Origin of the sequence: Isoptericola sp. NPDC057653, assembly GCF_042799955.1 — a bacterium.
Taxonomy (GTDB): domain Bacteria; phylum Actinomycetota; class Actinomycetes; order Actinomycetales; family Cellulomonadaceae; genus Isoptericola.
Map to the genome: position 1 here is coordinate 141,685 of NZ_JBHVHP010000003.1, position 12,387 is coordinate 154,071.

The 12,387-nt window shown below is 75.4% G+C and carries 10 protein-coding genes; 1 reads left to right on the forward strand and 9 read right to left on the reverse strand.

Annotated features, from left to right (window positions below):
• Window positions 1-10 precede the first annotated feature (10 nt).
• The 4 genes from ACFU9A_RS17630 to ACFU9A_RS17645 all read right to left on the reverse strand — a co-directional run bounded on the left by ACFU9A_RS17630 (window position 11) and on the right by ACFU9A_RS17645 (window position 5,736).
• Entirely contained in the window at window positions 11-1,903 is a 1,893-nt protein-coding gene (locus ACFU9A_RS17630) for a glycosyltransferase (protein WP_430576599.1), read from the reverse strand.
• A 229-nt stretch (window positions 1,904-2,132) separates the two neighbouring features.
• Window positions 2,133-2,528, reverse strand: coding sequence for a glycerol-3-phosphate cytidylyltransferase (tagD, locus tag ACFU9A_RS17635; RefSeq protein WP_430576600.1), 396 nt, complete (start codon window positions 2,526-2,528; stop codon window positions 2,133-2,135).
• A 138-nt stretch (window positions 2,529-2,666) separates the two neighbouring features.
• Window positions 2,667-4,130: an NCS2 family permease gene (locus tag ACFU9A_RS17640; protein WP_430576601.1), complete on the reverse strand. Its 1,464-nt coding sequence runs from the start codon at window positions 4,128-4,130 to the stop codon at window positions 2,667-2,669.
• A gap of 97 nt (window positions 4,131-4,227) precedes the next feature.
• Window positions 4,228-5,736 (reverse strand): sugar transferase, encoded by a 1,509-nt coding sequence (locus ACFU9A_RS17645; RefSeq protein WP_430576602.1) that lies wholly within the window; start codon window positions 5,734-5,736, stop codon window positions 4,228-4,230.
• Between the two features lie 227 nt (window positions 5,737-5,963).
• On the opposite strand from ACFU9A_RS17645, the gene ACFU9A_RS17650 reads away from it, so the two are divergent.
• Window positions 5,964-6,221 (forward strand): DUF2530 domain-containing protein, encoded by a 258-nt coding sequence (locus tag ACFU9A_RS17650; protein ID WP_430576603.1) that lies wholly within the window; start codon window positions 5,964-5,966, stop codon window positions 6,219-6,221.
• A gap of 23 nt (window positions 6,222-6,244) precedes the next feature.
• Here the strand turns inward: ACFU9A_RS17650 and ACFU9A_RS17655 are convergent, their stop codons facing one another.
• The 5 genes from ACFU9A_RS17655 to ACFU9A_RS17675 form a co-directional block, all read right to left on the reverse strand.
• Complete coding sequence (locus ACFU9A_RS17655) at window positions 6,245-6,847, reverse strand: TIGR00730 family Rossman fold protein (protein WP_430576604.1); 603 nt, start codon at window positions 6,845-6,847, stop codon at window positions 6,245-6,247.
• A 67-nt stretch (window positions 6,848-6,914) separates the two neighbouring features.
• Window positions 6,915-10,088 (reverse strand): sacsin N-terminal ATP-binding-like domain-containing protein, encoded by a 3,174-nt coding sequence (locus ACFU9A_RS17660; protein ID WP_430576605.1) that lies wholly within the window; start codon window positions 10,086-10,088, stop codon window positions 6,915-6,917.
• Window positions 10,085-11,011, reverse strand: coding sequence for a DUF3027 domain-containing protein (locus ACFU9A_RS17665; protein WP_430576606.1), 927 nt, complete (start codon window positions 11,009-11,011; stop codon window positions 10,085-10,087). The genes ACFU9A_RS17660 and ACFU9A_RS17665 overlap by 4 nt, the downstream gene beginning before the upstream one ends.
• Window positions 11,012-11,078: 67 nt before the next feature.
• A complete protein-coding gene (locus tag ACFU9A_RS17670; protein WP_430576607.1) occupies window positions 11,079-11,462 on the reverse strand; it encodes a cold-shock protein in 384 nt (127 codons plus the stop codon).
• Between the two features lie 162 nt (window positions 11,463-11,624).
• Complete coding sequence (locus ACFU9A_RS17675) at window positions 11,625-12,338, reverse strand: TetR/AcrR family transcriptional regulator (RefSeq protein ID WP_430576608.1); 714 nt, start codon at window positions 12,336-12,338, stop codon at window positions 11,625-11,627.
• Window positions 12,339-12,387 lie beyond the last annotated feature (49 nt).

Here is a 12,387-nt window from a genome sequence, read left to right on the forward strand (position 1 = left end):
CATTCCCCAGTCAGACTCGGACGTGCCGGTCAGCACGGCCGTAGAACGCGACCGAGCCGCTCGCGAGCAGCTCGGCGTCGGTGACGGTCCAGGTGTGACGGCCCTCGCCGGAGCGCACCTGGACGAAGTTGAAACGGTCCGCGGAGTAGATCCGCGCACCGGTGTCGACCACCCTGCGGAGGAACGACGTGTCCTCGCCCCGCGCCGTCTCGCCGAAGCGCACCTCGGCGGCGACCGGGCGTCGCGCGACGATGGTAGGGCCCATCACGAAGTCTGTGAACCGGTGCTCCCGCTCCGCGAAGCGCAGCACGGTGGCGTCGTGGCCCTCGAGGTACATGTAGTGGGCCTGCTTGCCCACCACCTCGGCGCCGCTGTAGGCCATGGCGTACAGCTGGTCGGAGAGGTACTCGGGCCCGTACAGGTCGTCGTCGTCCAGCTTCGCGACGACGTCGCCGTCGGCCGCGTCGACGAGGCGGTTGAGGCAGGCGCCCAGGGGCACATCCGTGCCCTCATGGAGCAGCACCAGCTGGTCGATGCCGGCCGCCTCGGCCCGCGCACGAAGGTCCGCCTCGTCCACGTCGAAGCCGTGCGTGAGCAGCGCGAGCTGCACGTCCACGCCCCGCTGCGCGCCGACGGTCCGCAGCACGTCGTCGAGCCGGTGCGGCCGGTTCGTGGACACGAGCGCCGTGACCGACGGCCGCGGCACCGCGGCCGAGTCGGCGAGACTCACGTCGTGCAGCACGCGCTGCGCCCGGGCGCCGTAGGTGTGCTCGCGCCAGATGCGCCGCTGGCCGAGGTGGACGGCGCGGTCGCGCAGCTCGGGCGAGCGGACCAGCGCGCGCACCGTGTCCGCGGCCTCGGCCCGCGTCGTGACGGCGAAGACCTCGTCCGCGGGGAAGAACTCGCCGGTCGCGGCGCTCGGCGCGGTGACCACGGGGGTGCCGCAGGCGGTGATCTCGAAGATGCGGCGGGCGCACATGCTCGGCGAGTCCACCACCGAGTTCACGTTGAGGAACGCCTTGTAGTCCCGGTACGCGGTGAGCATCTGCGCGTAGTCGAGCGACCCGACGACGCGCGACGCGAACGGCTCCGGGAACTCGTACTGGTCCCCCTGGCCGCGGAAGCGGGAGAAGATCTCGAGCCCGGTCGCCATGCGCGGCGACACGTCCAGCGCACCGCCCAGCAGCATCTCCGCCTGCTCGCGACGCTCCGGGTACTTGTGCGCGAACCAGGTGCCGGCGAACGCGACGTCGCGCCCGGGGCCGTCGCCGTGCGTGCGGACCGGGTTGTGGATCGCGGGCTGCGCGCCGAACTCGAGCACGCCGACGCGGTCGTGGCCGAGGCGTGCGCGGTACGCGTCGACGCGGCCGACGTCGGTCGTGTAGACCCGGTCGAACAGCGCCGCGGTCTCGACGAAGTCCTCGAAGTGGACCGGGTCCTCCTTGTTCCAGAAGACCGTGGGGATGCCCCGCTCGGCGCACGCGGCGAGCATCTCCACCAGCGCGGGCCGCGGCGCCGACGCGCCCGTGAGGTGGTACTGCCACGCTCCGCCGTTGCCGCGCCAGGCGGACTCCACGAACACGAGGTCGAGGCCGTCCAGCTGCTCGCGCCACGACGAGGGCTTGAGGAGCACCTGGCCCCACTCGTACCCGAAGGCGAGTCGTGAGAACTCGTCCAGGACGACGCCGACCCGCAGGTCGCGGGCCGGGTCCCGGCGCGGCATCGCCCACGCGTCGAAGGTCAGCCCCTCGGCGGTCCGCCGGCCCGACCCGCGCACCTCGTCGCCCGTCGCGCGCCGCCGCCTCAGGAACGTCCGCAGCTGGGCGGGCCCGCCGTGCCGGAGGTGCCACAGGGCCTTCCGGGTGGTCGCCGACGACCACCGTCGGTCGGCACGAGCGGGCATGCGGTCAGTCCTCGGTAGGAGAGCCGCGGAGCCACCCGGGAGGCGGGCTCGCGGCAGCCGACGGAACGCTCCTCGCCAGGCCGGGGGCAACCATACCGGCCGCCTCGACCGTGCCTCCGAGGAATGTCGGGGAAACGTCCACCGTCACGCCGATTTCACCCCGGTGCGCCGGATGTCCCGGTCGCGCGGTCCGCGGCGGGGGCCGCGAGGCGCCACCGCCCCGGCCCCGTCAGCCGTCCGCGCGCGACAGCCCCGCCTTGATCTGCGTCGTCGAGATCTCCGGCGTGCGCTCGAGGTAGACGACCTCGCACTGGTCCTTGAGGAAGTCGAACTTCCCCGCCCAGTCGTCACCGATGACGAACGTGTCGACGTGGTACTTCTCGACGTCGGTGGTCTTCTGCTCCCAGTTCTCCTCCGGGATGACCAGGTCGACGTAGCGGATCGCCTCGAGCATCCGGCGACGCTCCTCGTACGTGAAGTACGACTTCTTGCCCTTGCCCGCGTTGAACTCGTCCGACGAGAGGGCGACGATCAGGTAGTCGCCCTGCGACTTCGCACGGCGCAACAGCTCGATGTGCCCGTAGTGCAGCAGGTCGTAGGTGCCGTAGGTGATCACTCGCTTCATGAACTCATCCTTGGTCGAGGGCGAACGGAACGTCATGGTCTGCGACGCAGCCTAGACCGGGCACCGACCCCTCACGTCACGCGCCGCGGCCCCGGCCGGTCGCGGGGACCGGCCGGGGCCGCGGGACGACGCGTCGGCTCAGAGGCCGAGGGCGTTCTGGATGGGCGTGAGCGTGAAGTACACGACGAACATGGCGGCGGCGATCCACATCAGCGCGTGGATCTGGCGCACCTTGCCGAGCGCGAGCTTGATGATGACGAAGGCGATGAAGCCCGCGCCGATGCCGTCGGCGATCGAGTACGTGAACGGCATGAGGATGATCGTGAGGAACGCGGGGATCGCGATCTCGACGTTGCGCCAGGAGATGCCGGCCACCTGGGCCATCATCAGGTAGCCCACGAACACCAGCGCCGGCGCGGCGGCCTCGTACGGCACGAGCGCGACGACGGGCGACAGGAACGTCGCGAGCAGGAACGCGACGCCGGTGACGACGGCGGCGAAGCCCGTGCGCGCGCCGGCGCCGACACCGGTCGTCGACTCCACGTACGCGGTGTTGGACGACGTGCTGCCGACGCCGCCGAGGACGGCGGCGAGCGAGTCCGCGACGAGGATCGCGCGGGTGCGCGGCGGGTTGCCCTCGCCGTCGAGCAGCTTGCCCTCCGCGCCGACGGCGACCATCGTGCCCATCGTGTCGAAGAAGTCCGCGATGAGCAGCGAGAAGACGATGAGGATCACTGACACGGCCGCGATGTTCTGGAACGAGCCCAGCAGGGAGAACTGACCGATCAGGCCGAGGTCGGGCGTCGTGAACACGCCGTTGAACGTCGGGGCGTTGAGGTTGAAGCCGTTCGGGTTGCCGCCGGCCTTGGTGCCGATGTGGAGCGTGTTCTCGAGGATCACCGCGAGCACCGTCGCGGTGATGATCGCGACCAGCATGGCGCCCCGCACCTTGCGCACGAACAGCACGATGGTGAGCACGAGGCCGACGACGAAGACGAGGATCGGCCAGGTGCCGAGGTTGCCGAGCGCGACGACGGTGCCCTCGCCGGGCACGACGAAGCCGGCGTTCACCAGGCCGACCAGGGCGATGAACATGCCGATGCCGACGCTGATCGCCGTCTTGAGCTCGACGGGCACGGCCTTGAACACGGCCTCCCGGAACCCGGTGAGGACGAGCAGCAGGATGATGATGCCCTCGATGACCACGAGGCCCATGGCGTCGGCCCAGGTGACCTGGGGCAGACCGGCGATCGAGTAGGCGACGACGGCGTTGAGGCCCAGGCCGGCCGCCAGGCCGAGCGGGTAGTTCGCGAAGACGCCCATGATGAGCGTCGCGACGCCGGCGACGAGGGCCGTGGCCGCGGCCACCATGCCGAGCGTCTCGGGCGTGGCCTCGGTGCCGCCGCCGAGCACCTGCCCGGTGCCGTCCTGCACCGTGCCGATGATCAGCGGGTTGAGCACGATGATGTAGCTCATCGCGAAGAAGGTCACCAGACCGCCGCGGATCTCCGCGCCGATGGTGGAGCCTCGCTCGGAGATCTTGAAGAAGCGGTCGATCGCGCTCAGGTCGCCCTTCGGCGGCGCGGTGGTCTGGTTCGCCATGAGCAGAATCGTGCCAGATCTTGTGAAGGCCTCCTGCACGGAAACCGGTCCGTGACACGGAATTCACAGCCCGGCGATGTGCCGGGGCGACCGTCCGTCAGTACGCCCCACGCCCGCTGACCACGGCTTTCGCCGTCCGGGCGAGGATGAGGAGGTCGCCGAAGACGGTCCAGTTCTCGGCGTAGAAGACGTCGAGCCGCACCCCCTCCTCCCACGTCAGGTCGGACCGGCCGCCCACCTGCCACAGCCCGGTGAGGCCCGGCTTGACCCGCAGCCGCCGCCGGACGCGCGACTCGTAGCGCGACACCTCCTGCGGCAGCGGGGGCCGCGGCCCGACGAGGGACATCTGCCCGGCGAGGACGTTGAGCAGCTGCGGCAGCTCGTCGAGGGAGAGGCGCCGCAGCACCTTGCCGACGGCGGTCACGCGCGGGTCGTCGTGCAGCTTGAACAGGACGCCGGAGCCGTCGTTCGGCTCCGCCAGCACCGCGACCTCCGCGTCGGCGCCCACGCGCATGGACCGGAACTTCAGCATCCGGAAGGTCCGCTCGTCGCGGCCGACGCGGTCCTGGGTGTAGAAGACGGGGCCGCGGCTCGACAGCTTGACGGCGAGCGCCACCACGACCATGAGCGGCAGCAGCAGCAGCGTGATGAACGCCGCCCCCGTCCAGTCGACGACGGACTTGAGCACGTACCGCGGCCCGGTGAACCGCGGCGCGTCCACGTGCAGCAGCGACACGGACTGCTCGGGGGTGACGGTGATCCGCGGACCGGCGACGTCCGCCAGCTCCGCGGTGAGCATGAGGTCCACGCCGACCGGCTCGAGCTCCCAGCCGAGGCGGCGCACGACGTCGGCGGTGATGGCGTCCGAGCCGCTCACGGCCACGCAGTCGGCGCCGACCTGCGCCGCCATGACGCCGGCGGTGCGCAGGTCGCCGAGCACCGGGACCCCGAGGATGTCCTCGCCGGGGCGCACGTCGTCGGTCGTCGGGACGCACACCCCCACGACGCGGTAGCCGGACTGGCGGTCGTTGAGCTCGTGCACCAGCCGCTCGACCTGGTCCCTCAGCCCGATCGCGAGGACCAGGGTGACGCAGCCGCCCTGCTGCCGCTGCCGGTGCAGCCAGCTGCGGCACAGCCACCGGCCGACGAGCAGGGCGAGGACGCCGGTCGGGACGGCGACGAGCAGGAACGTGGAGACGCCGGGCCGCGCGACCAGCAGGGCGAGCAGGGCGAGCGGCGCCACGAGCCGCCACGACGCGTCGAAGACCCGCTGGTACTCGGCCGGCCCGGACGCGAACACCCGGACGTCGTAGGCGCGGGCGAGCCACAGGCTGGCGAGCCAGGCGGTGACGAGCACCCCGACGGACAGCACCTGGTCGCCGAGCACCGTCGGCGTCACGCTGTCGTGGACGGCGGCGCCCCGCGCGGCGGCCGCGACGAGGGCCGTGACGACGACCACCACCACGTCGGTCCGTACCAGGCGGCGGCGGTAGGAGGTCTGCCACGACCCCGCGCGGAAGGAGTCCCGCACCTCCTTGAGGCGCGCGGCGCGGACGGCGGCGGTACGCGACCGGAGGGGCTGGCCGGTGTCCGGGACGGTGATCACGACGGCCTCCTTCCTCCGGGCCGGCCGCCGTGCCCTCGCACGGCGGCGTCACCAAGGTAGGAGCGTCGGAGGGGTCACGGAGCCCCCTCGGGGGTCCTTTCACCCCGGCTTTCACCCGACCCCGTTTTCACCCTCTGACCTGCACTTTCACCCGCACTTCAGCCGTCGCTCCGCGTCATGGTCGAGGTGCCTCGGGACACCGCCGCCCCGGGCCATAGACTGGGCCCGTGCCCTCCCTCGTCCGCCTGCTGACCCACCCCGAGGAGCGCCGCCCCGGCCCCCCGCCCCTGCGCGTGGACCTGCGGCGCGTGATGCTCGGTGGCATCGGCCTGTGGGTGGTCGCGCTCGTCGCGACGTTCGTGATGTTCGTGCTGGACCGCGGGACCGTCGAGGCGGTCGTGACCTGCGTCGCCGGCATCCTGCTCGGCGGCGCCGGCCTGCTCTGGGAGCGCCGGCACCGCGACGAGTACCGCGGCGAGGACTGACCCGCCCGGACGCGACCGACCGGTCAGCGGCCCCACTTCGCGGCGGGCGGCTCCCACGCCGCGAGCGCGTCGAGGAGCCCCTGCGGGGAGCGCGCGACGACCAGCGACTCCCGGTAGCGGGACGACAGGAACCCCTCGTCGACCATGTGGTCGACCATCCGCAGCAGCGGCTGCCAGAACCCGTCGACGTCGTACAGCGCGACGGGCTTGGCGTGGATGCCGAGCTGCTGCCAGGTCCACACCTCGAACAGCTCCTCGAGGGTGCCCGCGCCGCCGGGCAGCGCGACGAACCCGTCGCCCAGCTCCCCCATCCGCTGCTTGCGCTCGTGCATGTCCGCGACGACGTCGAGGCGGGTGAGGCCGGGGTGCGCGATCTCCCCGTCGACCAGGGACCGCGGCATCACGCCGAGCACCTCTCCCCCGGCGCCCAGCGCGGCGTCGGCGAGCTCGCCCATGAGGCCCACGCGCCCGCCGCCGTAGACGACGCCGACGCCCCGCCCGGCCAGCACGCCCGCGAGGTCGCGGACGGCGGCGGCGTACCGCGGCTCCCGCCCGCTCGCGGAGCCGGTGAAGAGGGTCAGGCGGCGCAGCGCCGCGGGCGAGGTCGTGGTGTCGGGCTCGAGCATCCCGCCATCGTAGGGAGGCGCGGGCCGCCGGTCGGCCCGGTCGGCCCGGCCGGCGCCGTCGGGGCCGTCAGCCCCAGGCGGTCGTGACCCACAGCTCGGCGGCGCGTTCGGGCGCCGCGAGCACGGTGGCCAGGAGCGCCGCACGGTCGGGCCGGCCCAGGAGGTCGGCGAGCGCCGCGGCCAGGCCGGCGCGGTCGGTGGCGTGCGCGCGCCCCTCGGCGTCGACCCACCACGGCACGGGCCCGCCGGCGACGGACAGCCTCCCGTGCTCGAACCACACGCGCGGCAGGCGGGGGTCCAGCGCCGCGACGCGCTCGTCGAGCTCGCGCTCGCGACCCGGGCCGTCGGGGGAGGGCAGTCCGTCCTCGCCCACGACGGGCAGGTCGAGCAGGTCGGCGACGGCGGCCACCTCGGGCTCGGGCACCGGCAGCACGGCGCCGAGCACGGCCCAGCGTGCGGTCCCCGCCACCTCGACGTCGTCGGCCAGGCGCACGACGACGTCGCTCGCGTCGAGCGCGGGCAGCCGGTCCGGCAGCGGGTCGAGGGCGCTGGTGCGAGCGCCGGGCGCGAGCCGCACGGCGAGGCCGGCGAGCCCCCTCCACACCCCCAGCGCGACCGGCAGGGGCACGGACGTGCCGGGCTCGGGCAGCCGGTCCAGCGCGGCCGGCCAGTCGAGCGGGTCGAGACGGTCGAGGCCGTCCACGACGCCGAGAGCGCGCTGCGCCTCCGGGTCGAGGGCGGCCACGGCGGGCGGCGCGGGCGGCAGCAGCGGCACCCCGTCGTGGGCCGCGAACGGCGCCCCGAGCCGGTCGCGCAGCCACCACGCCGTGTACGACGGGGCGCCCGCGACCGGGGCGACGAGGGCCCGGCGCGCGTCGGGGTCGGCGACGAGCGTGCTCAGCACCCCGGCCCACGGGTCGTCGCCCTCGTCGCCCTCGTCGTCGTCGCCCGGGACGTCGACCGCGTCGAGGTCGGCCACGGCGTCCACGTCGCCGACGTCGACGCCGGGGCCCACGCGGTCGGCGAGGTAGCGCAGGTAGTCCTCCCAGCCGGAGAGCCAGCCGGCGGGGTCGTCGGGCCCGTGCTCCGCGTCGGGGTCCGCCGGGTCGGGCGTGAGGACGTCGGTGACGCGGTAGACGCCGACGTCGGCCCGCACGCCGACGGCGGTCAGCAGCGGGGCGGTGTAGTACGCCAGCGCCGCGCGGGTGACGGGCGCCAGCCCGGGCATCCCCGCCGCCCAGGAACCGGGGAGCACGGCCTCGCGCGCGGGGCGCATGCCGTCCTCCGTGGGCACCGGCAGCTCGCCGAGCCAGAACGGGAACGTGCCGCCCCCGGCCGCGAGCGCGAGCCGGGCCAGGGCCAGCACGTTCTGCACCACCTCGCGCGGGCTCACCTCCACGGGGCCCACCAGCGTCGGCCCGCCGAGGACGCCCGGCACCTGGGGCACGTCGGCCGCGCCGTCGAGCAGCGCCTCCGACGCCGCGAGCGCGAGGGCGCGCACGCCCGGGTCGTCCAGCAGCGCGCGCGGGCTCGTGGACGTGGCGCCGGCGCGGACCAGCAGGGGGTGCGCGGCGTCGGGATGCACGACCCGCACGCCGAGGGTGCGCGCGACGGCGGCGAGCGCGGGGTCGTCGTCGTCCTCCGGCAGCACGACGGTGCCCCGCACCCCCGACGCCGTGCGGCCGTCGGCGAGCGGCACCCGCGCCCCGGCGAGCGCCTCGAGCACGCCCGGGTCGGGCGCGTACGGCTCGAGCGCCGCGCACAGCGCGTTCCAGCGTGCGGGCGGCAGGCCGCCGGGCAGGTCGGCGACGACGTCGGCGAGCGTGGTCGGCGTCGCGCCGAGGCGCCGGGCCACGCCCTGCTGCGCGGTGGTCAGGGCCACGAGGCCGGGCACGACGCCGGCCAGCACGGCCACCAGCCGGGGGTCGTCCCCCGCCGCACCGACGAGCACCGTGGCGTCGGCGGGCGCGACGGCACCCGCGACCGGGCCGTCGTCGGCGGAGGGGGCCTCCTCCGTGCCGCGCGGCGCGGGCAGCAGCGGGGCGGACCGCAGGGCGTCCAGCGCGGCGTCACGCACGGCGGCGTCGACGTCGCCGGCCGGCATCCCGCCGGGCACGAGGTCCAGCACGTCGGCGCCCCGCCCGGGGGTGAGGCCGGCGAGGAGGTCCGCGTACGCGCGCCCGGCCTCCGCGGCGACCGTCTCGGCGAGCGCGCCGGGCAGCACGCGGCGGCGTCCCGGGTCCACGGGGAACGACGCCACCAGCAGCGCGGGGAACGTCAACGGCACGTCGGTGGGGGTCGGCGCGTGCAGGACGCCGCCCTCGGCCGCGGCGCCGTCGCGACGGACGGCCCACGCGACCGACCAGCGCGACCGGCGCTGCTCGAGCGGCAGGTCCGCCACCGCGTCCGCGTCGACCGCGCCGGTGCGCCGCAGCACGACCCACCGGTCCTCGAGGTCGGCGAGCACCCGGGGACCCTCGTCGTCGTGGTCACGCTCGATCGTCACCGAGGCGAGCGCGGGCAGCGCCAGCAGCAGCGCGTCGTCGAGGGCGTCGAGCTGCGTGCGGACCGCGTCCACGGCGTCCGCGTCGCGCAGGACCAGCTCCACGACCGTGTCGTCGGACTCGTCGTCGCCCAGCGCGGGCGCGGGGAACGGCAGGCGCAGCACGGGCAGGTCGGCGCCGCGTCCGGCCACGGCGTCGCCGAGGGCCGAGCCCGCGGGTGCGACGTCCGCCAGCAGGTCACGGGTCGCGGCCAGCGAGAACCGGACGCCGCCGCCCCGGGAGCGCACGGTGACCTCGTCCGACACCGCGCGCACCGCGGCGAAGCCGACGCCGAACCGGCCGACCTGGAGCGAGGCGTGGGGCTCCGCGCCGTCCCCCGGCCCGGCGCCGGCGGCCGGCGCGGGCTCGACCTTGGCGGACGCGCGCAGCGACGCGAGCGACGCCACGCCGTCGGCCGTCAGCGGCGCACCGGTGTTGGCCGCCACCAGGGTCGCGACGCCGCGCGGGTCGTCCGCGGGCAGGGGGGTCAGGCGCAGCAGCAGCCGCCCGAGGACCCCGGCACGTGCGGCGGCGTCCGCGGCGTTCTGCGCGAGCTCGACCACCACGCGGTCGCGGTAGTAGCCGCGGGCGTGGTCCTCCTCCGCGTTCGCGTCCTCCCGGAAGCGCGTGCCCGAGCCGAGCCACGCCTCCGTGACCGCGTGCCGCAGCGCGGCGGTCCCGAAGGCGTCGCCCGTCACTCGGCGTCGGGGCGCCGGTCGGCGGTGTCCGCCTCCGTCGCCTCTGCCGTCGCCTCCGCGGCGTCGGTCGTGCCGTCGGGGGTGGCCGCGTCGTCCGGCGTGCCGGGCGCGGCGGCCCGGGGTGCGCGCGGCTCGACGGACACCGCCTCCACCCGGAGCTCGTCGATGAGGGGGGCGTCGGCCGGCCAGTCGCTCGGCGGGTGCGGCGCGTCGGTCTCCGAGTGCGCGCCGCAGCCGTGGTCGAGCGAGACGACCTTGCCGTCGTCGGGCGACCACGCGTTGGCGCAGACGCCGAAGAGCTGCCCGAGCGGGCCCTGCAGCGGCACGAGGAAGCCGCACGTCGTGCACTCCGCGGGCGACGCGACCGCCCCCGGCGCCGTCGGCCCGCGCGACCCGCGGTACCAGCGCTCGGCGGCCTCGTCGCGACCCTGCGGCGACAGCACCCGCTCGCGCGCGAGGGCGAGCTCGTCGATCGCGACGGAGTCGAGCTCCTCGTCGCCGGTGGCCTCCCACCCGGGCTCGAGGCGCGGGTCGTCGGCCTTGAAGGGCAGCGTGTCGCCGGGGCCGATGTCGCCCGGGCGCAGGCGCTCCGCCCACGGCAGCCACGCCGGGGCGAGCAGCGCGTCGTCGCCGGGCAGCAGCTCGACCTCGCACACGGTCGCCACGCGGCCGCGGGGCACGCGCGCCAGCGTCACCGTCCAGTGCCAGCCGCGGTAGCCCGGCATCGTGGCGGCGAACCGGTGGGACATGAGGCGCTCGCCCTCGGCGACCGTGCCGAGGTGCTCCCCCACGTCCGACGGCGACGACGCGCCCTCCTGCGCGGCCTCGCGGGCCAGGTCGACCGCGCCCAGGAGCACGGCGTCCTTGCGCGCGCGGGAGCTGACCCGCGTCGTGCGTGCGGGGGCGTCTGCGGCAACGGTCACCATGTCGTGGTCCTCTTCGTGCTCGTCATGTCCTCGTCTCGGGCCCTCGGCCGGGCGGGCGCGCCGGTCAGGAGTCGAGGTCGTCGGCCACGGCCCGCAGCAGCGTCGCGACGCGCTGGCCCGCCGTGGCGTCCGGATACTTGCCCCGCTTGAGCTGGTCGCCGACCCGGTCGAGGACCTTGATGAGGTCCTCGGTGATCGCGGCCATCTCCGACGGCGCCTTGCGCCGGGCCTTGGCCACCGACGGGGCGGGGTCCAGCAGCGTCACGGAGAGCGCCGAGGGGCCGCGGCGGCCGTCGGCCACGCCGAACTCGACCCGCGCGCCCGGCTTGACGCCCGTCACGTCCGTGGGCAGGGCGGAGGCGTGCAGGAAGATCTCCCCGCCGTCCTCGCTGGCGATGAAGCCGAAACCCCGCTCCGCGTCGTACCACTTGACCTTGCCGGTGGGCACCTGGACCTCTTCGTGCTCGTCGTCGACTGCGGTGCCGCGCCGGTGCGCGGAACCTGGTCCGGCCGGTGCCCGGGCGCACGCCCGGCTCCGGCCAGACGCTCAGGCTACCGGCCGGTGCCGCCCGACGCCGCATCGGTCCGTCGCGCTCCGCCGAGCAGGCGGTCAGGCGATCCCGAGGTCGGCCGCCAGCCGCCGCGCGACCGCGTCGTACCACCGCCCGGGGTCGGCGACGGAGCCGACGAGATGCCCGAAGAGCTCGAACGACACCGTGCCGAACAGCGTGGTCCAGGCCATGAGCGTGCGGGCGACCAGCTCGGTGGGCGCGTCGGCCACGATCCCCCGCGCCGCGACGAACTGTCGCGCGGGGTCCACGAGGTCATGGACGTCGGGCGCGTCGCGCGGTGCCGGCCGCGGGGTCGCCCCCGCGTCGTGGGCGCGGGCCACCACCGTGACGAGCACGCGCACCACGCGCGTCGCCGGGTCGACGGTGTCGCGCGGGGCCGCGTACCCGGGCACGGGCGTGCCGTAGAGGAGGCCGAGCTCGGCGGGGTGCGCCACGGCCCAGCCGCGCAGCGCGTGGCACGCGGCGAGCCAGCGGGCGGCGACGTCGTCCTGGTCGGCGACGGCGGCGTCCGCCTCCTCGACGGCGGCGCCGAGCTCGTCGTAGCACTCCACGATCAGGGCGGTGAGCAGCGCGTCGCGGCTCGGGACGTACCGGTACACCGCCGAGGACACCATCCCGACGTCGCGCGCGACGGCGCGCAGGGACAGGGCGGCCGGGCCGTCGGTCGCGAGGCGCGCGCGGGCCGCGGCGAGGATCTCGCGGGTGAGGGTCTCGCGGGCGAGGGCGCGGGCGGTGCGGGGGGCGTCGACCATGCGGCCCAGCGTGACACGCGAGAGCAGTGACCACAAACGAGAGCATCGC

What these genes read in the sequence shown, in the direction of transcription:
- ACFU9A_RS17655 (WP_430576604.1), bottom strand. Translation starts at nt 6,847, where the DNA reads ATGCTCGAGCCCGACACCACGACCTCGCCCGCGGCGCTGCGCCGCCTG.
- tagD (WP_430576600.1), bottom strand. Translation starts at nt 2,528, where the DNA reads ATGAAGCGAGTGATCACCTACGGCACCTACGACCTGCTGCACTACGGG.
- ACFU9A_RS17675 (WP_430576608.1), bottom strand. Translation starts at nt 12,338, where the DNA reads ATGGTCGACGCCCCCCGCACCGCCCGCGCCCTCGCCCGCGAGACCCTC.
- ACFU9A_RS17640 (WP_430576601.1), bottom strand. Translation starts at nt 4,130, where the DNA reads ATGGCGAACCAGACCACCGCGCCGCCGAAGGGCGACCTGAGCGCGATC.
- ACFU9A_RS17630 (WP_430576599.1), bottom strand. Translation starts at nt 1,903, where the DNA reads ATGCCCGCTCGTGCCGACCGACGGTGGTCGTCGGCGACCACCCGGAAG.